General features: G+C 44.1%; 17 protein-coding genes and 1 tRNA gene. 7 read left to right on the plus strand and 11 right to left on the minus strand.

Annotation, left to right across the window (positions count from 1 at the left end; all coding sequences use genetic code 11):
• Positions 1-114 precede the first annotated feature (114 nt).
• The 5 genes from AB4133_RS16780 to arcA all read right to left on the minus strand — a co-directional run bounded on the left by AB4133_RS16780 (position 115) and on the right by arcA (position 4,714).
• Positions 115-504: a RidA family protein gene (locus AB4133_RS16780; protein ID WP_004735319.1), complete on the minus strand. Its 390-nt coding sequence runs from the start codon at positions 502-504 to the stop codon at positions 115-117.
• 136 nt (positions 505-640) lie between these two features.
• Positions 641-1,102 carry an aspartate carbamoyltransferase regulatory subunit gene (gene pyrI, locus AB4133_RS16785; RefSeq protein ID WP_017058927.1) on the minus strand — a complete coding sequence of 154 codons (462 nt, stop codon included), beginning with the start codon at positions 1,100-1,102 and terminating at the stop codon, positions 641-643.
• Positions 1,103-1,114: 12 nt separating this feature from the next.
• On the minus strand, positions 1,115-2,044 hold the full coding sequence (gene pyrB / locus AB4133_RS16790; RefSeq protein WP_012604860.1) for an aspartate carbamoyltransferase: 930 nt from the start codon (positions 2,042-2,044) through the stop codon (positions 1,115-1,117).
• A gap of 287 nt (positions 2,045-2,331) precedes the next feature.
• Positions 2,332-3,336, minus strand: coding sequence for an ornithine carbamoyltransferase (locus AB4133_RS16795; RefSeq protein ID WP_017058928.1), 1,005 nt, complete (start codon positions 3,334-3,336; stop codon positions 2,332-2,334).
• Positions 3,337-3,493: 157 nt separating this feature from the next.
• Entirely contained in the window at positions 3,494-4,714 is a 1,221-nt protein-coding gene (gene arcA / locus AB4133_RS16800) for an arginine deiminase (protein WP_017063739.1), read from the minus strand.
• 576 nt (positions 4,715-5,290) lie between these two features.
• Here arcA and rraB point away from each other — a divergent pair.
• Both rraB and AB4133_RS16810 read left to right on the plus strand, forming a co-directional pair.
• The gene (gene rraB, locus AB4133_RS16805; RefSeq protein WP_017058930.1) at positions 5,291-5,707 is read left to right on the plus strand and encodes a ribonuclease E inhibitor RraB; all 417 of its coding nucleotides are present in this window, start codon (positions 5,291-5,293) and stop codon (positions 5,705-5,707) included.
• Positions 5,708-5,832: 125 nt separating this feature from the next.
• Positions 5,833-6,627, plus strand: coding sequence for a glycosyl hydrolase 2 galactose-binding domain-containing protein (locus AB4133_RS16810; RefSeq protein WP_372225073.1), 795 nt, complete (start codon positions 5,833-5,835; stop codon positions 6,625-6,627).
• A gap of 49 nt (positions 6,628-6,676) precedes the next feature.
• Here the strand turns inward: AB4133_RS16810 and AB4133_RS16815 are convergent, their stop codons facing one another.
• From AB4133_RS16815 to pepA, 5 genes are all read right to left on the minus strand, one after another.
• The gene (locus tag AB4133_RS16815) at positions 6,677-7,171 is read right to left on the minus strand and encodes a GNAT family N-acetyltransferase (protein WP_017066666.1); all 495 of its coding nucleotides are present in this window, start codon (positions 7,169-7,171) and stop codon (positions 6,677-6,679) included.
• Positions 7,172-7,218: 47 nt separating this feature from the next.
• On the minus strand, positions 7,219-7,623 hold the full coding sequence (locus AB4133_RS16820) for a DUF2061 domain-containing protein (RefSeq protein ID WP_017058933.1): 405 nt from the start codon (positions 7,621-7,623) through the stop codon (positions 7,219-7,221).
• A 228-nt stretch (positions 7,624-7,851) separates the two neighbouring features.
• On the minus strand, positions 7,852-10,725 hold the full coding sequence (locus AB4133_RS16825) for a valine--tRNA ligase (RefSeq protein ID WP_136973690.1): 2,874 nt from the start codon (positions 10,723-10,725) through the stop codon (positions 7,852-7,854).
• 102 nt (positions 10,726-10,827) lie between these two features.
• The gene (locus AB4133_RS16830) at positions 10,828-11,277 is read right to left on the minus strand and encodes a DNA polymerase III subunit chi (RefSeq protein ID WP_017066664.1); all 450 of its coding nucleotides are present in this window, start codon (positions 11,275-11,277) and stop codon (positions 10,828-10,830) included.
• Between the two features lie 99 nt (positions 11,278-11,376).
• Positions 11,377-12,897, minus strand: coding sequence for a leucyl aminopeptidase (gene pepA / locus AB4133_RS16835; protein ID WP_010435005.1), 1,521 nt, complete (start codon positions 12,895-12,897; stop codon positions 11,377-11,379).
• 192 nt (positions 12,898-13,089) lie between these two features.
• Between pepA and lptF the strand changes: the two genes are divergently transcribed.
• Together lptF and lptG are read left to right on the plus strand one after the other, a co-directional pair.
• Positions 13,090-14,190 carry an LPS export ABC transporter permease LptF gene (gene lptF / locus AB4133_RS16840; RefSeq protein WP_017058937.1) on the plus strand — a complete coding sequence of 367 codons (1,101 nt, stop codon included), beginning with the start codon at positions 13,090-13,092 and terminating at the stop codon, positions 14,188-14,190.
• A 3-nt stretch (positions 14,191-14,193) separates the two neighbouring features.
• A complete protein-coding gene (gene lptG, locus AB4133_RS16845) occupies positions 14,194-15,264 on the plus strand; it encodes an LPS export ABC transporter permease LptG (protein ID WP_017058938.1) in 1,071 nt (356 codons plus the stop codon).
• A gap of 64 nt (positions 15,265-15,328) precedes the next feature.
• On the opposite strand, the gene AB4133_RS16850 is transcribed toward lptG, so the two are convergent.
• A complete protein-coding gene (locus AB4133_RS16850) occupies positions 15,329-15,805 on the minus strand; it encodes an RDD family protein (RefSeq protein ID WP_017058939.1) in 477 nt (158 codons plus the stop codon).
• Between the two features lie 194 nt (positions 15,806-15,999).
• On the opposite strand from AB4133_RS16850, the gene AB4133_RS16855 reads away from it, so the two are divergent.
• From AB4133_RS16855 to AB4133_RS16865, 3 genes are all read left to right on the plus strand, one after another.
• A tRNA-Leu gene (locus AB4133_RS16855) sits at positions 16,000-16,084 on the plus strand.
• A 584-nt stretch (positions 16,085-16,668) separates the two neighbouring features.
• Positions 16,669-17,076: a VOC family protein gene (locus tag AB4133_RS16860; RefSeq protein WP_017055297.1), complete on the plus strand. Its 408-nt coding sequence runs from the start codon at positions 16,669-16,671 to the stop codon at positions 17,074-17,076.
• A gap of 83 nt (positions 17,077-17,159) precedes the next feature.
• Complete coding sequence (locus AB4133_RS16865; protein WP_017063746.1) at positions 17,160-18,413, plus strand: HD-GYP domain-containing protein; 1,254 nt, start codon at positions 17,160-17,162, stop codon at positions 18,411-18,413.
• The last annotated feature ends 154 nt before the right edge of the window (positions 18,414-18,567 follow it).

The following is an 18,567-nucleotide window of genomic DNA, read 5'->3' on the forward strand; positions in this document are numbered from 1 at the left end:
AAACGATGAACAATAAAAAAGGTTGCCAACGGGGCAACCTTTTTTTGTATCTAATAAACACCCAGTATTACGCTAAGTCGTTTATTAGAAGGTGTTTAATCTAAAGATTAAAACCTATTTGCGAACCGCAATAGCTTCGATCTCGATACCTACATCTTTTGGCAGACGAGCTACTTCAACACATGAACGTGCAGGGTAGTTTGCAACGCCGTGCTCATCGAAGAATTTACCGTAAACTTCGTTTACTGTGCCGAAGTCGTTTAGGTCTTTAACGAATACCGTTAGTTTTACGATGTCTTTTACAGTAAGGCCTGAAGCTTCAACAACCGCTTGAACGTTGTCTAGAGATTGGCGAGCTTGCTCTGCGATATCAGCAGATACTTCACCAGTTGCTGGATTTACTGGGATTTGACCAGAAGTCAGTACCATGTTGCCAAGGTCAACGCCTTGTACGTATGGGCCGATTGCAGCTGGAGCAGATTCTGTGTGAAGTACTTTAGTCATTGGTTTATTCCATCAGTTATTAGATAAAAATCAATTTTCAGTGTGCCTTCAAACTTTGGATAGGTAAAGCGCAAAATACCCCGCACAGGCGAGGTATTTGATAGTTTTTACATTCGGTCTTCTTTGCAGTATGACGTTATCTTTCTGTCACGATCTCGCGAGAGAAGACTTTTTCGCAATACTTACACTTCAATCGAATATCTTCTTTCTTTTCAAAGATCTTAAAGCTGCTTTCAACCGGTTCATTGTGAGTAATACAGTTAGTATTTGGACACTCGAACACATCGTTGATTTGCTCAGGAAGTTCTAGTGGTAGCTTCTTAACTACTTCGTAATCTTCGATTTGATTCACTGTTGCATGAGGCGCATAAAGTGCCAGCTTGCTCGCCTGTTCTTCTGTGATAAACACATTCTCAATCTTGAGCAGGTCTTTTCCGCCCAGTGCAGAAGACGGTAGATTCAGGCCAATCGTCACGCGCTGATGAGAGTTGTGCATGTCGAACAGTTTTAGCACCTTGATCCCGATATTGGCTGGGATATGGTCGATAACAGTACCGTTTCTGATTGCTTCAACTTTTAATTGAGTCTCTTTAGACATGATATCTCTCCTCTACAGCGTTTCGTTAAGAACAAGGGCTAGCAATGCTTCACGGGCGTAAACACCATTCTCTGCTTGCTGGAAGTAGTAAGCGTAAGGTGTTTTATCGACATCGACAGTAATTTCATCAACGCGAGGAAGAGGGTGCAGAACCTTCAGGTTATCGCGTGCATTTTCCAGCATCGAAGCGGTCAGGATGTATGCGGATTTTATGTGCGCGTATTCTGACTCATCGAAGCGCTCTTTTTGAACTCGAGTCATGTACAAGACATCGAGCTCAGGAATCACATCTTCCATGTCCGTCAATAGTTGGTACTTGATGCCCGCTTCATCAAGCTCTTCGCAAATGTAGTCTGGCATCGCTAGAGCTTCTGGAGCCACGAAGTAGAAACAGATGTTGTCGAACTTCGCTAGTGCTTGAGTCAATGAGTGAACCGTACGGCCGTACTTAAGGTCACCAACGAATGCAACGTTTAGGTTGTCGAGGCGGCCTTGTGTCTCAGCGATAGAGAATAGGTCTAGTAACGTTTGTGTTGGGTGTTGGTTTGCGCCGTCACCTGCGTTAATAACAGGTACACCGTTTGAGAACTCAGAAGCCAGACGCGCTGCGCCTTCTTGAGGGTGACGCATCACGTAAGCGTCAACGTATGAAGAGATAACCTGTACCGAGTCCGCTAGCGTTTCGCCTTTCTTTGCCAAAGAAGTGTTACCACCACTGTCGAAACCAATCACATCACCACCGATGCGTTGAATCGCAGTTTCAAAAGAGAGACGAGTTCGTGTAGAAGGTTCGAAGAAGCAGCTGGCAACAACTTTGTTCTTGATGAGTTCTGGGTTTGGTTCAGCCTTTAGCTGACCTGCCGTTTGAACAATTAATTCTAGCTCTTCACGAGAAAGCTCTGGAATTGAGATGATGTGCTTTTGATAGAGCGAGTTCGCCATGATCTTCTTCCCCACAATAATGTATTGGCCATAAAAAAGCCCCCCATAATGGGAGGCTTTAAAAAAGTGCTGAAAAGCAGAATAGACGGCCTGGTAAGCATCTTAGCTTACGAGCAATATTTGGTGTTTTCACAATATTACTATGTGTTTTCACAATATCATTATGTTTTATCACAACATTGCTTGGCGTCATTTTCACTACTCTCAGACAAATTGCCGAGAATTATACGCTTTCAATTTGTGAGCGCAAGCGATTACATCAAGCTTTTGTTTACTTTCAGTATTCGCTATTGACCCAGTGTCGCAACCATTACCGCTTTGATGGTATGCATGCGATTCTCAGCTTCATCAAACACAATTGAGTAATCCGATTCAAAGACTTCATCAGTAACTTCTAAACCGTTCATTCCATACTTATCTGCGACTTGCTGGCCGATCACGGTTTCATTGTTATGGAAAGCGGGTAGGCAGTGCATGAATTTCACTTGAGGATTGCCAGTGAGCTTAATGACATCCATATTCACTTGGTATGGTCTCATTACCGCTACACGTTCGTCCCAAGCTTCAGGGGCCTCGCCCATTGAAACCCAAACATCGGTATAAAGGAAATCACAGCCTTGAACACCTTCAGCAACGTCTTCTGTCAGCGTGATGTTGGCACCTGTGCTTTGCGCGATAGCTTGGCACTCTTCAACAAGCTGCTCTTCTGGCCAGAATGCTTTAGGCGCGACAAGGCGAATATCCATGCCCATCTTCGCGGCTCCGACTAACAGAGAGTTACCCATGTTATTGCGTGCATCGCCTAGGTAAGCAAAGCTGATTTGGTGCAGATGTTTTCCGCGACCATGCTCAAGCATAGTGAGGAAATCAGCCAAAATCTGAGTAGGGTGGAACTCATCGGTTAAACCATTCCAAACTGGCACGCCCGCATAAGCGCCTAAGTCTTCAACGATACTTTGGCCAAAGCCACGATATTCAATGCCATCGTACATGCGTCCCAATACACGCGCCGTATCTTTCATTGATTCTTTTTGACCAATCTGAGAACCAGAAGGGCCAAGGTAAGAGACTTGAGCACCTTGATCAAAGGCGGCCACTTCAAACGCACATCGTGTTCGAGTTGATGCTTTCTCGAAGATCAAAGCAATGTTTTTGCCGTTGAGTTTCTTCTGCTCAGTGCCTGCATACTTAGCTTTTTTTAGGTCAGCAGACAGGTCGAGTAAAAACTGAATCTCTTTAGGAGTAAAGTCGAGAAGTTTTAGAAAGTTACGATTGCGAAGATTAAAGGCCATCTCTCGCTCCTTGCGTATATAGAATCAATGAAGAACTTAGTTAAACATAAAAATGCTATATTTGTGAATATTTATTTTATTAATTTGATAAAAAAGGCCAGTAAATGAATACTGGCCTAGATAAGACTATTGAGTCTGTTTGACTGAGCTCTTTGACTTAGATACCGTCTCTTTCGATAGGGCAACTCATACAGCGCGCGCCGCCACGACCACGGCCTAGCTCGTTGCCAGGAATCGTTAGAACTTCGATACCCGCTTTGTCGTATTTCTCATTGGTGTAAACATTACGCTCATAACCAATCACGGTACCAGGTTTCACTGTCAGTACGTTGTTAGCGTCATTCCACTGTTCACGCTCAGCTTCGTAGTTATCACCGCCGGTAGTGATGATCTTCAGTTGATCAAGGCCTAGTGCGCCTTCAATCGCTGACAGGTAGTTTTCAGCTTTCTCGACACGCATTTCGCCGTTTTCTTTTGGCGTTAAGCGCCAAGTGTCGAGGTCTTTACGAACGATCTCTGGATAGACAGAGAACGTGTCGATATCCATGTGTGTCATCACCGTATCAAGGTGCATACAAGAGCGGTGTTTTGGTAGATCGATCGCAATCACTTCGCTCGCTTGGCCTGATCTAAATAGGCTAGCCGCTAGGTTTTCGACACCTTGTGGTTTCGTACGCTCTGAAATACCAACCAGTACCGCACCTTTACCGATAACCAGTACGTCACCGCCTTCAATGTTAGCGTTGTCGTAGTGAAGGTCTTCGTCACCAAAGTACTTAATGAAATCTTGGCCTGCGAACACTGGGTGCCAGCGGTAGATAGCACGCAGGTGGTTCGTTTCACGTTGACGTGCAGGCTTCATCATTGGGTTAAGCGATACACCACCGTAAACCCAGCAAGAAGTATCTCGCGTAAATAGGTGGTTAGGCAGTGGCTCGATAACGAAATCGAGTGGTCGATGCATTTTAGGCAGCATCGATGATGATTTGATAGGAAGCTCAGAGTAGGCCAAGCCACCGAGTAAGATCGTTGCTAGATGCTCATTATCCATTTGAGCAAGGTAGTTTCTTAAGTCACGGGCGAAAGTCGGCCCATAACGGAAATCTGAGATTTGAGTATTCAGCAACCACTCACGAGCCTGAGATACGGCAAGCGTTTCTACTAGCAGGTCATGCAGCAGTAGTACTTCTACGTCTTGGCTGCGCAGCGTTTCTGCAAAGGCATCATGTTCTTCACCAGCGGCTTCAACGGCAAGTACATCATCAAATAGAAGCTCATGACAGTTTGAAGGGGTGAGGTGGGTGAGTGCTCTTTCAGGTCTATTTAGGAGAACTCGTCTCAATTGACCGACTTCGGAGCCAACGTACAGCTTACTCATTTTGCATCCTTACTATTAATCCAGCGTCTATTTATGACAAGCTTGTCCGTAATATGCAAGTTTTGTAGATTGAGTTAATACAAGGTATCTGGGTAATAATTGGTCATAAAACCTGTGATTTTTAAGTTTATACAGATTAAATTCCAACTAACTGGCTATCGAACGGAACAACGTTTTTGAGGATCTATGCTCAATTCGTGGCTTGTTAGAATTGAATTTTGCTTATTAATCGTGATTTTTTATTCACTATTATGCACTTTTTGATAACAAGCTGAGGATTTATGCACCCCCAAAGCGGTTTAGCGTATGCACCTAACGTGACTAATCACGCAAGTTTTATTCAATAAGCCCTAAAGTGGCCACAAAAACGAAATGCTAAAATACGGCGCAGTTAATAAAATGTTGAAAATTTGTTTCTGTGATTTTGATTTCACTTTTGAATTGATATTGGCGCTGCGATCTCGCGATAAACTTACCTTTCTAGGCCTGATCTGGGTGGCTTTTCTGGACGATCCGTGCCATATTTCGTGGCAATCAAATTTGATCTTTTCATAGTCAACACTCTGGAGCAGACACATGTCTCACGAAGATGAATATCTATCAGTAGCGGAATTAATTGAATTTCAAAAGGAAGAGACTCGCGACATCATTACAGCATTAATTGAAGATGGTAGCGATCCTGAAGCTCTATACGATATCGAGCATCACCTATTTGCTGAAGATTTCGATGTGCTTGAGAAAGCGGTTGTTGAAGCATTCAAAATGGGCTTTGAAGTGCTTGAAGCTGAAGAGACAGAAGACGAAGATGGCAATAAGCTACTTTGTTGTGATGCAACGATGCAATGTACTCTGAATGCAGAAGCGATTGATGAGCAAGTTGAGAAGCTTGTAAACCTTGCAGAGAAGTTTGACATTATCTACGACGGTTGGGGCACTTACTACGAAGGTGAAGATGCTATCTACCCAGACGAAGATGATGAAGGCGAAGAGTAATTCTTTCCCAATTTTAAAAAATGCCAGCCTCGAGCTGGCATTTTTTTACCCTCAGAAAAATAAATGTCTTTATATGCATTCATTCATTATAATGCGGTCAAAATTGATCTAGCTCAAGGAATGATATGCGGTTGCTTCTCGATGGTCTTTGGCAAATTTCGCCACTGACGGATCTCTCTATCCCACAAGATGACATCACCTTTCCGGCTCCGTTAAGCTCAAAGCTCCCTGATAGCTTGAGTGAAAGTCAAATTGCAGAGCAAGAGTGGCACCTGATGCACGACATCGAAGTGGATGACGCTATGTTAGCGTGTCCATTTGTTGAGTTAGTGATGGCTGGAGTCGATTATTTTGCTGAAGTTCGACTTAATGGTGTGGCTGTTTTTGATTGTGATGGTAGCCAAGCTGAATACCGTAAAGATATCCGTCCTTATATGCAGTCCGGCCGAAACCGTTTCGAGATCCTTTTCCTTGAAGAAGAGGAGAGCCTATTGCTTGAAGAAGACATGGATGACTCTGTATCTTCACAGGCTATCGCTAAATCTGATTCACGCATCGGGATTTGGCAAGCGCCATACCTGCAGTTCGTTCGAAACGTCAAGCTAGAGCAAGTTGTCACAGAGCAGATCTGGCACCACGGTGGTGGCTGTGAGTTTAAAGTGGATGTTATCTATCAAACGCTAAAGGCGGGGTTAGTATCGGCATCCATCAAGTTTAATGGTATGACTCTCGTGATGCCGATTGATGTACGCGCTGAACATACTGGCGTCGTGTTCCAGGTCGAAGCTCCTATCATTTTTGATATTGAGAATCCTAACCCCAAGTATCTATACCCATTAGAAGTGATACTTGATGGGCAAGAAGAGAGTTCTTTTGTTGCCTTGAACCCAACTTCTTGCGTCAGTAACTTTCTACGTTAACTCCGTATATTTTAGCGTTATCTTCTTTCGCTATAGCGGCGCATTCTGCTTATAACGACTTGGCCATGACAACCTCACAAGCGTCGTGGCCTGTTTCTCCCCAAGCTGACTCAAGATGCTCAAACCCAAGCTTCTCATAGAGTTTGACCGCAGCACCCAAGCACTTCGTCGTTTCTAAATACATGTGTTGATACCCAAGTTGCTTGGCTTGCTTTAAGCTCAAAGCGACAATTCGCTTGGCTAGGCCATGCCCTCGAGTTTGCGGTAAGAAGTACATCTTTTGTAGCTCACACACATTGGGTTTACCTGCTAGAGGGGCAAAGCCACCGCCTCCGACGATCTTTCCGTTGTGTTCGATAACCCAGTACATTGCATTCGCTTGGCTATAGACAGAGTACATATCGTCGAGTGTTGGGTCGGCCACGCCATAGCCTTTATCTTCTGTGAGTCCATGCTCAGCCGAAACTTGGCGAATGATTTGTGCGATGCTTGGGTTGTCTTGCGGTGTAATGGGTCTAAGGGTGAACTCAGCAATTTGTTCCATGATCTGCCTATGAAAGGGTCACTAATATGTGACCCAATATATGGTGACTAAGCATGTTGGTGCAAACAGAATTGTTGTTGTGCCATTTGGTCGCCTGATTTACGTAACCAGACTTTCTCGTGGAAGTAGTAAGCAACGGTATTTAAAGTTGGCTCTAGCAAAGCCATCACGCCGCCTATGAAAGCATCTCCAGTCAACAAGTAGACAACGGTAAAGGCAACACTAAAGTGGATGGTAGCAAAGCTTGCTGTTTTTAATTTGGTCATCCACTGGCGAGCTTTAAGAGCTGGAACTTGAGCCCACGCCTTTTCATGAAAATAGAAGGCAACAGTATTCACAGAGGGCTCAATCATAGCGATTAAGCTACCAATTAAGATGTCGCCTGTTAGTACATAAGCGACACTAAATGCGATAGTAAAATGTAATGCAGCAAAGGTTAGTGTCTTTTTCATGATAATTACTCAGTCGTTGTGTTGTTTTGATAGGTCTATTATTGAGAATTATTATCATTAAGTATAATGGGAAGTAGAGATTAATTTGATAGATGAAACCTATCAATCAGTGCGGCTAGAGTGAGAAGCATTGGAATATTGGAATCAGGGACATAAAAAAAGGCTGGTCACCAAGACCAACCTTTCTATTTAGACCGAGAAGTTTGAAGCCTTCTCGTTCACTCGGTTTTAAAGCGCAGCGATTGTCGCTTTTTGCTCTTCAAGCTTAACAAGAGTTTCCTTGTAGCCTTCAAGCTTTTCACGCTCTTTCGCGATAACTGCTTCTGGTGCTTTAGCAACGAAACCTTCGTTACCTAGCTTACCTTCGATACGTTTAATCTCGCCGTGAGTCTTAGCGACTTCTTTATCTAGACGAGCAAGCTCTGCATCTTTGTCGATAAGACCCGCCATTGGGATCATCAACTCAGATTTGCCAACCAGTTTAGTTGCACAAGCAGGAGTCTCTTCACCATCAGCTAGAACTTTAATATCGTCTAGCTTAGCTAGAGAAGTAAGAACGATCTTGTTCGCTTCGATACGAGCGGCATCTTTCTCATCAGCAACCTTGATCATTACTTCTAAGCCTTGGCTTGGTGCAATGTCGTATTCCGCACGTAGGTTACGGATAGCAGTGATGAAAGTCTTAACCCATTCGATGTCGTCAACGATCTCAGCATTGAAGTTAGCTTCATTAAACTGAGGAAGCGCTTGAGTCATGATTGTCTCGCCTTCAACGCCGTCTACTAGCGGCTTAACGCTCTGCCAGATAGATTCAGTGATGTAAGGAAGAACAGGGTGAGCAAGACGCAGAGTCTTCTCAAGAACCGTGATAAGCGTGTAACGAGTCGCTTGTTGTTGAGCTTCAGTACCTTTCCAAAGAACAGGTTTAGTTAGCTCTAAGTACCAGTCACAGAATTGGTTCCAGATGAATTCGTAAAGCGTGTTTGCTGCCATGTCTAGACGGTAGTTGTCTAGGTGAGCATTAAACTCTTTCGCTGCAACTTCAAACTGAGACTCAATCCACTTATCGGCTAGAGAGAATTCCATGTTTGCACGGTCTTCTACAGACAGTGACATGCCACAGTCGTGCTCTTCTGTGTTCATTAGTACGTAACGGCTTGCGTTCCATAGCTTGTTACAGAAGTTACGGTAACCTTCAAGACGCTTCATATCCCAGTTGATGTCACGGCCAGTTGAAGCCATAGCAGCAAGAGTGAAACGCAGTGCGTCAGTACCGTATGGTTCGATACCGTTTTCGAAAGTCTTACGTGTCGCTTTTTCGATCTTAGCAGCCAGTTTAGGTTGCATCATGTTGCCACAACGCTTTTCTACTAGCTCTTCAAGGCCGATGCCATCAATCATGTCGATTGGGTCAAGTACGTTACCTTTCGACTTAGACATCTTGTCGCCGTTTTCATCACGGATAAGACCCGTCATGTAAACAGTTTTGAAAGGTACTTGAGCCTTGCCATCTTCGTCTTTCACGAAGTGCATGGTCATCATGATCATACGAGCAACCCAGAAGAAGATAATATCAAAACCAGATACTAGTACTTCAGATGGGTGGAATGTTTTCAGTGCTTCAGTATCTTCAGGCCAGCCTTGTGTGCCGAACGTCCAAAGTGCAGAAGAGAACCAAGTATCCAGTACGTCGTCGTCTTGCTTAAGCACAACAACAGGCGCTAGGTTGTTCTTTTCACGAACTTCTTCTTCAGTGCGACCTACGTAAACTTTACCATCGTTGTCGTACCATGCTGGGATACGATGTCCCCACCAAAGTTGACGAGAGATACACCAGTCTTGCACGTCACGCATCCACGCGAAGTACATGTTTTCGTACTGCTTAGGTACGAATTGGATTTGACCATCTTCAACGGCTTTAACTGCTGGCTCTGCAAGAGGAGCTGTGCGCACGTACCATTGGTCAGTCAGCATTGGTTCGATAACCACGCCACCACGGTCGCCGTAAGGGACAGTTAGGTCGTGATCTTTGATCTCTTCAAGAAGACCAAGCTCATCGAATTCAGCAACGATAGCTTTACGTGCAGCAAAACGCTCCATGCCTTGGTACTTAGCAGGGATATCTGTTGAGTAAACATCGCATTCTTCGCCGTTCGTTGTGAAGACTTCCGCAGCATCACGGATATCAGCGTTGAACGTTAGGATGTTGATCATCGGTAGGTTGTTGCGCTTACCCACTTCGTAATCGTTAAAGTCATGAGCTGGAGTGATCTTCACACAACCCGTGCCTTTTTCCATGTCTGCGTGCTCATCGCCTACGATAGGGATAAGACGGTTTACAACAGGAAGTAGGATTTCTTTGCCGATAAGATCTTTGTAACGAGGATCTTCTGGGTTAACAGCAACACCAGTATCGCCAAGCATGGTTTCAGGACGAGTAGTCGCAACAACGATGTAGTCTTTACCATCTGCCGTTTTAACACCGTTCGCTAGCGGGTAGCGGAAGTGCCACATGAAACCTTTTTTGTCTTTGTTTTCAACTTCAAGATCCGAGATTGCAGTGTGCAGTTTAGGATCCCAGTTTACTAGACGTTTACCACGGTAGATTAGGTCTTCTTCGTATAGACGAACAAACACTTCTTGAGTCGCAGCCGATAGGCCGTCATCCATAGTGAATCGTTCACGATCCCAATCTACAGATGCACCAAGACGACGAAGTTGTTGAGTGATCGTGCCACCTGATTCGCCTTTCCATTCCCAGATCTTGTCGATGAAAGCTTCACGGCCGTAGTCGTGTTTTGTTTTGCCTTCTTCGGCAGCAATCTTACGCTCAACAACCATTTGAGTTGCGATACCAGCGTGGTCAGTACCCACTTGCCAAAGCGTGTTTTTGCCTTTCATACGTTGAGCACGGATAAGCGTATCCATGATCGTATCTTGGAACGCGTGACCCATGTGTAGGCTGCCAGTGACGTTCGGTGGCGGGATCATGATGCTGTAAGCTTCTTTTGATGTGTCACCGTGTGGCTTAAAGTAGCCTTTCTCTTCCCAAGTCTTATACAGAGCTTGTTCGATTGATGTTGGGTTGTATGTCTTTTCCATAGTGCTCTTAAACGGATACTGTGAATGGTTAATCGTGGTCAAACTTCATAAGTGAAGCTTCTTGAATCTAAATCCAAAGATAGCTTTAACTATGAGGTTTGACTATGGATGTTGAATCTCGATAGTTTGTAGCTGATATCTAGCTTGACGGTAAATTTTATACCTTTCTCGAGCGAGTTGCTTAGCTTTTTCTTCGCAAGGGACGAAGTCTATCACCTGAGCAAAGGCGTTCGCAAAGGTTGTATGATTATCGGCCAGATTAATTACTAGCTGACGATTCCAATTATGTTTTACGCCTTGATAGCCAATTTCGATGTTGGTTGAATACTTCGGGCCTTCGCCAACCAAGTTGTGCGCAATAAAATCACAGGGTTCGACTTGCCAGAAAACTTCAGCAATACGCTCGGCATGCTCTTTGTCATTACAGTTGAGATAAAGTTTAGCGCCTTGTTTTGCAAAGTGCTGAGCAAGAAACAGCACATAGTGAGCAAAACCATCTTCGCTGGCTTGCGGGCTGTCTGAAGGCACAATGTAAAATGTAGCAGTCTGCATACTTAATACTCGAACTGAAAATCGTGGATATCAATGTTACTTGGTTAACAGGGTCTAACAAATAGCGCTTATTAAAAAAGGGCCCGTAGGCCCTTTTTATTATTTTGAAGATTGTTCTTCAGTCTCTTGGCCGCTGCGGTTCAATAAGAATTGGACTAGCATTGAGACAGGACGACCTGTCGAGCCTTTCGCTGCGCCTGACTTCCAAGCTGTACCAGCACTGTCGATGTGTGCCCAGTGGTACTTCTTAGTGAATTTAGACAGGAAACAACCAGCAGTGATTGTGCCGCCAGGACGGCCACCGATGTTCGCCATATCAGCGAATGGGCTGTTTAGCTGCTCATGGTACTCGTCTGCCATTGGTAGACGCCATGCACGGTCACTTGCTTGCTCTGAAGCATTAACAAGTTCGTGAGAAAGTGGGTTGTGGTTCGATAGAACGCCACTGATGTGGTGACCTAGAGCGATAACACATGCGCCAGTTAGCGTAGCAACATCGACAACACAGTCAGGTTCAAAACGCTCAACGTAAGTTAGAGCATCACATAAAACCAAACGACCTTCTGCATCAGTATTTAATACTTCAACGGTTTGACCAGACATCGTAGTTAGGATGTCACCAGGGCGATAAGCGTTGCTACCAGGCATATTTTCACAACCCGCTAGAATACCAACAACGTTGATTGGCAGGTTAAGTTTCGCCAATGCTTTCATTGTACCGAATACAGAGGCAGCACCACACATATCGTACTTCATCTCATCCATGCCTTCGCCAGGCTTAAGTGAGATACCGCCTGAATCGAAAGTAAGACCTTTACCGACTAGGACGATAGGTTTTGCGTCTGGATCCGCAGCGCCTTTGTATTCCATGATAGACATCATCGATTCGTTCTTAGAGCCACGGCCTACTGCTAGGTATGAAGTCATACCCAGTTTTTCCATCTCTTCTTCGCCAATGATCTTAGTCTTCACAGTTTCATAATCGTCAGCTAAACGACGAGCTTGAGAAGCAAGGTAAGCAGGGTTTGCGATGTTTGGTGGCATGTTGCCTAGATCTTTAGACGCTTTTACACCTGAAGCAATAGCAAGGCCGTGAGAGATTGCTTTCTCACCCAGGCTCAATTCGCGACGTGTTGGTACATTGAATACCAATTTACGTAGTGGGCGACGAGTCTCTGGCTTGTTGCTCTTGAATTGGTCAAATGTGTAAAGGCCATCTTTAGTTGCTTCTACAGCTTGACGAACTTTCCAGTAAGTGTCGCGACCTTTAACGTGAAGTTCTGTAAGGAAACATACTGCTTCCATAGAACCTGTTTCGTTTAGTGTGCTGATGGTTTTTTGGATGATTTCTTTGTATTGACGTTCGCCTAGCTCACGCTCTTTACCACAGCCTACCAGTAGAACACGTTCTGAAAGTACACCAGGTACTTGATGCAGTAGTAGCATCTGGCCAGGTTTACCCTCTAGATCACCGCGACGAAGCAGTGAACTAATATAGCCATCGCTAATCTTATCTAATTGCTCGGCGACTGGAGAAAGGCGGCGCGGTTCGAATACACCGACAACGATACATGCGCTGCGTTGTTTCTCTGGGCTGCCACTTTTTACACTGAACTCCATGCGTACTCCTACATCCTGAAGACAAATCGAACTAAATGTTAGATAATGGGTTCTTACTTGTTGGATCCTATAATGGAACTAACCTTAAAGAAGAACGCTAACACTTAGCTAAAAATTTAAAAAAATAAAAGGTTCAACGGGAAATTATAGTGATTCAATCAAAAAAACAAGTTTTGTATAGGTAATTTGAGCGTGATTATTGTTAGATATTTGATCCGCGAGACAATCAAGAGCCAATTTGCGATCTTTTTTGTTCTCTTTCTCGTGTTTCTCAGCCAAAAATTCATCAGTGTTTTAGCGGATGCCTCTGATGGTGATATCCCTGCGAGTCTTATATTGTCGATTGTTGGCTTAAATATGCCAGCGATGGGCCTATTGATGCTTCCACTCAGTATCTATATTGGTATTTTGCTTACTTTTGGCCGCCTTTACGCTGAAAGTGAAATAGTGGTCATGAACGCCACCGGTATCGGTAATAAATTCCTGATCCAATCTGCGCTTTACCTCGCTTTAATTACGGCATCTGTTGCAGCCTTTAACTCATTTTGGTTATCTCCTTGGTCACAAGACAAAGTTGAACAAATGTATGAAGAAGTAGCTGCAGAGAACAGCGTTGATTTGCTACCAAAAGGTAAGTTTGAAGGTACGCCGGATGGCTCTTCTGTCGTGTTTATTGATGATATCGACGGTAATAAGTTAGAAAACGTGTTCGTAGCTCAAATGCGTCCGCGTGATTCTGTACTGCCAAGTGTGATGTTCTCGAAGTCAGGTGATGTAAAAGAGCTCAGTGATGGTCGCCAAGTGATCGTAATGTACGATGGTACTCGTCATGAAGGCATTCCGACTCGCCTCGACTACAGGGTGACGCACTTTGAAGAATACGAAGGCCTGATTGGTCAGCGTGAAGTTGAGAAGAAAGGTCGAGACTGGGAAGCGATCCCTACGCTTGAACTGATTGGTAACTCAAATAATAGTGCGAAAGCAGAGTTGCAGTGGCGTATTTCTTTGGTACTTTGTATTCCATTGTTGACCATGCTTGTCGTGCCACTGTCTGCGGTAAACCCTCGACAAGGTCGTTTTGCGAAAATCGGCCCAGCAATACTGATTTATCTCACCTATTTCTTAGCAATCAGTGCAACCAAGTCTTCAATCGAAGAGGGGAGCATTCCTGCGGTAATCGGCATGTGGCCAATCAATGCGTTATTGTTATTTGTCGCGATTGGTGCCAACTTTATGGATAGCGTGCCAGTAAGGCGTTTGAAAGAAAAATTCAAGAATAAGAGGTTGGCTTAAGCCGTGTTTAAGATTCTCGATTTATATATAGGCAGAACCATCATCGCAACGACGTCACTGGTATTGGTGACGTTTGTTGGTCTCTCTGGGATCATCAAATATGTAGAACAGCTAAGAAAAGTTGGCCGTGGTACATACGATCTATTACAAGCGCTGTATTTCGTTTTATTGAGTATCCCTCGTGATATCGAAATGTTCTTTCCAATGGCTGCATTGCTTGGCGCATTGATAGGGCTTGGTATGCTTGCTGCAAGTTCTGAGCTTGTCGTTATGCAGGCAGCTGGTTTCTCTAAGTTAGATATCGGCCTATCAGTACTTAAAACAGCTATTCCACTGATGATCGTGGTGACATTGCTTGGTCAATGGGGAGCACCGCAAGCGCAGAAAATGGCTCGTGATTTAAGAACTATCTCGATTGCTGGTGGTAATATTATTTCGACGCAAAGTGGTGTCTGGGCTCGTGATGCCAATGACTTCATCTTCATTGTCAAAATCGATGACCAGAAGCTATATGGAATGAACATGTGGCGCTTTGATGAAAACAAGGCACTTAAAACCGCTATTTATTCTGACGAAGTTGATTACGTTGGAGACAACGTGTGGACGATGAAGGATGTAGAGATCACGTCTTTTGAAAACGAACTTCAAATTACTAAAGAAAGTTTACCGACTTACTCTTGGGAAACGTCATTAGCTCCAGATAAGTTGGCGATAGTAACGGTTAAACCAGAAGAGCTATCGTTAAGTGGGTTGTATGATTATGTTTCTTATCTGAAGGCGTCAGAGCAAGATGCATCACGCTATGAATTGGCGCTGTGGAGAAAGATAACCCAGCCAATTTCGATCGCGGTTATGATGTTGATGGCACTGTCGTTTATCTTTGGTCCTTTGCGTAGTGTGACCATGGGTGCGAGGATTTTGTCAGGTGTTATTGCTGGCTTTACCTTCTATATATCCAGTGAGTTCTTTGGCCCAGTGAGTTTGGTTTATCAAATACCACCCGCCTTTGGCGCAATAGCCCCGAGCGTGGTGTTCCTTGGAATTGCCATCATGCTCTTGAGGCGGAAACTGTAAATAGTAAAAAGGAAGGCATAACGCCTTCCTTTTTTGATCTTGATTGGAGCTAACTTAAATCACATTATCGTGCTTGTGGTAACACAACGACTTCGGTCTTTGCCCAGATATCGTGAAAGCCACGTTTTTCAGGATCGAATGGAACACATAGGTTTGCCAGTCCAAAACCTGAAGTACCTAAACGAATCAGCGCCTGAGTTACTGTGATCGCTGAGCCATCTTTGTTTTGAACGCGCAGCTTCCAAGCTCTCATGCCGAGAGTTTGACCAGCTCTAGTCCAGAAGAACACGAAGAAATATACCCAAACGGCGACTAAGTAAAAGGTATATGCAGGGCTCCAAATCGGATGGTTGGTTAAGAAGTCACTAACATCGGCATAACCGCTGTGGTTAAAAATGCCGAGAGCCATGAGCGCGTGCAGTAGAGCGACAATGACGCCAGCCGCCAACATTTCAATAGCGATTACGATCAGAGCGTCGTAGAACAAGGCACCAAATCGGCGCATGACTCCTGCTGGTGGCAGAGTGTTTGTTGATGTCATGTGTTATTACTTCTTTAAAAATTGAGGCGTCAGAATATAGTTTAAGGCTTAGCCTGAAAAGAGACATGACGCACAGCTTATGACTTAGTGGCGAAATTATCGGCAAACACACATGAATTCAAGTTTTTATACTTGCCACATCAGTTCGCATACGTATAATGCCAAACATCGAAAGGGCAATGCCCCAAGATAATGCCGGTATGGTGAAATTGGTATACACGACGGATTCAAAATCCGTTGCCTTCGGGCGTGGCGGTTCAAGTCCGCCTACCGGTACCATATTTAAATGACAAAGCCTCGACGAAAGTCGGGGCTTTGTTGTATCTGGGATATAGGAAGCGTTGCCTTCGCGGTGGCGGCAGGAATGCCTGTCCAATCAGTCCGCCTACCGTACCAAACATAGAAAGGTCGCTTTTATAGCGACCTTTCGTCGTTTTGGGCGTTTGTGAATTTTAAATCCAGCGTGTCGGCTTGGATGCAAGCCCAGTCAAGTAACTACCGGCACCATATTTAAATGACAAAACCTAGATGAAAATCGGGGCTTTGTTGTATCTGGGGTATAGGAAGCATTGCCTTCACGGTGGCGGCAAGAATGCCTGTCCAATCAGTCCGCCTATCGGTACCAAACATAGAAAGGTCGCTTTTATAGCGACCTTTCTATGTTTTGGACGTATGTGAATTTGAAATCCGGCGTGTCGTTGCAGTTGCTCTTCAATCAGACAGATCTTGATGTTTCACTCCTAAATCTCATAATTTCCCTTCGCTATTCGATCTGATAATGAATTAATTATCTTAAATCATGATGTTACCTGTCATTCTCTTTTCTATTGTCTATGTTTAAAGGACTAACAGAGGAGATAGATATGCTGACAGTAACCCCTTACTTGTTTTTTGATGGTCGTTGTAATGAAGCGTTGGATTTTTATCACAAGTGCTTTGGTGGTGTGGTTTTATCTAAGCAGCTTTTTAGTGATGCACCACAGGTAATCGAGGGCGCTCAACCTGATTGGGTTATGCATGCTGAGTTCGAAGCGTTTGGTATGAAGCTGATGATGTCTGATGGTGTTAAGGCAAAAGAACTTGAAGGCAACAATCTCGCTCTCTCTCTTGTGACTGAAGATACCGCGACTCAAGAACAAATCTTTGAAAAGCTCAAGAAGGGAGGGCGGATAATGACTCCACTCGCAGATACTTTTTGGGGGGCTCGATTTGGCAAAGTAGAAGATAAATTCGGTATACGCTGGATGGTGCACTGCGACTCTTTAAGTTGAGCCTGTGAAATTGGATAGTGAAATTGCTGCTTGGTTTTATTAGAATTATAAATAGAGATTAATCATCAATATTATATATAAAAATGGGCAGCATAAAGATTACCGTAGATCGCATTCAGCCCGGTCTGCATATACGACTCCCCGTAAAATGGAATGAACACCCATTTTTATTCAACAGCTTTAAAATCAAAGATGACGCTCAAGTAAAAGTAATTCGACATCTTGGGATTAAGCACGTCTATATAAACCTGAGTCAAAGTGATACCTCACCTTTACCTGTTAATCACGTAGGTGAACAAGAAGTCGATATTGATTCACAGGTAAGCCTTGAAACGGAAAGAATGTGGAAAGATAAGCATGAGCGTATCGAAACCCTTAGCTCTTACCGCCGCAGGGTGAGTCATTGTGAGAGAGAGTTTGAACGTTCGCTTGCTCGAATGCGATCTGTGATGACCAAGATCCGTAACAGACCTTTAGATGCGGTAGGGGAGGTTAAGGCTCTTGTTGATGATATCGTTGAAACTCTAGTGAGCGATGATAACGTCACCTTGCACCTTATGAATGCTAAAGCAGATTTCGAAGATATTTACTTTCATACTCTAAATGTTTCGGTTGTTGCACTGATGATAGGAAAGGCCAAAGGCTATAACACACAGCAATTGAAAGACCTCTCATTCGCAGCGTTGTTTCACGATGTAGGCAAGATCAAAATACCAGTCGCGATACTAAGAAAGCAGAGTGCACTAACGGTGCCAGAAGAGAACTACCTGAAGCTTCATACTAAATACGGTGCGGATATTGTATCGGCAATTGATGACTTTCCTGAAAGTGCTAAAAAGGTGATCGCTCAACATCATGAGATGAATGATGGTTCTGGCTACCCCGAGGGCTTAAAAGAACATGAGATTGATGAATTTGCCAAGATAGTCGCCGTGGCTAATGCATTTGATAACCTTTGCCATGGTAAAACGCAATCTCAACAAATGATCCCGTATTTGGCACTGTCCCACCTATATAAGAGCTGCAAGCATCTATATAGCCAAGATAACTTGGGGCTGTTAGTTAAGTTCATGGGAGTCTATCCACCAGGAACTGTAGTACAGCTTTCAAATGACTCGATTGGGATTGTGATATCCGTTAACGCTAAACATATGCTTTATCCAAATGTACTTATCTATGATCCTAGCGTGCCAAGAACCCAAGCTCCGATCATTGACCTCTTTATTAAAGAGATCAAAATCGTTAATGCCGTTCATCCAAGCAAATTACCTGAACAAGTTCGAGAGTATCTAAACCCTAGGGCTCGTTTATCTTACTTTTTTGATAGTGGAGAGTAGTTATCCACAGGTCGTTGTGGGTAATTTGTTCGAAACTTGGGGTGAAAGTGGTATAAATAAGCCCTTGGTTGAAATGTCTTCGCTTAACCTCTTTTTTTAATAAAAAACGCATTTATTGCTTGCCAATATGAGCGGCATCTCTATAATGCCGCCT

This window comes from Vibrio sp. 10N.286.52.F8 (assembly GCF_041468745.1).
Classification (GTDB): domain Bacteria; phylum Pseudomonadota; class Gammaproteobacteria; order Enterobacterales; family Vibrionaceae; genus Vibrio; species Vibrio crassostreae_C.

Coding starts and splice junctions, on each gene's coding strand:
- AB4133_RS16850 (WP_017058939.1), bottom strand. CDS start 15,805: ATGACATCAACAAACACTCTGCCACCAGCAGGAGTCATGCGCCGATTT.
- AB4133_RS16810 (WP_372225073.1), top strand. CDS start 5,833: ATGCGGTTGCTTCTCGATGGTCTTTGGCAAATTTCGCCACTGACGGAT.
- arcA (WP_017063739.1), bottom strand. CDS start 4,714: ATGAGTAAGCTGTACGTTGGCTCCGAAGTCGGTCAATTGAGACGAGTT.
- AB4133_RS16815 (WP_017066666.1), bottom strand. CDS start 7,171: ATGGAACAAATTGCTGAGTTCACCCTTAGACCCATTACACCGCAAGAC.
- pepA (WP_010435005.1), bottom strand. CDS start 12,897: ATGGAGTTCAGTGTAAAAAGTGGCAGCCCAGAGAAACAACGCAGCGCA.
- AB4133_RS16795 (WP_017058928.1), bottom strand. CDS start 3,336: ATGGCCTTTAATCTTCGCAATCGTAACTTTCTAAAACTTCTCGACTTT.
- pyrI (WP_017058927.1), bottom strand. CDS start 1,102: ATGTCTAAAGAGACTCAATTAAAAGTTGAAGCAATCAGAAACGGTACT.
- AB4133_RS16860 (WP_017055297.1), top strand. CDS start 16,669: ATGCTGACAGTAACCCCTTACTTGTTTTTTGATGGTCGTTGTAATGAA.
- rraB (WP_017058930.1), top strand. CDS start 5,291: ATGTCTCACGAAGATGAATATCTATCAGTAGCGGAATTAATTGAATTT.
- AB4133_RS16865 (WP_017063746.1), top strand. CDS start 17,160: ATGGGCAGCATAAAGATTACCGTAGATCGCATTCAGCCCGGTCTGCAT.
- AB4133_RS16830 (WP_017066664.1), bottom strand. CDS start 11,277: ATGCAGACTGCTACATTTTACATTGTGCCTTCAGACAGCCCGCAAGCC.
- AB4133_RS16825 (WP_136973690.1), bottom strand. CDS start 10,725: ATGGAAAAGACATACAACCCAACATCAATCGAACAAGCTCTGTATAAG.
- AB4133_RS16820 (WP_017058933.1), bottom strand. CDS start 7,623: ATGAAAAAGACACTAACCTTTGCTGCATTACATTTTACTATCGCATTT.
- AB4133_RS16780 (WP_004735319.1), bottom strand. CDS start 504: ATGACTAAAGTACTTCACACAGAATCTGCTCCAGCTGCAATCGGCCCA.
- pyrB (WP_012604860.1), bottom strand. CDS start 2,044: ATGGCGAACTCGCTCTATCAAAAGCACATCATCTCAATTCCAGAGCTT.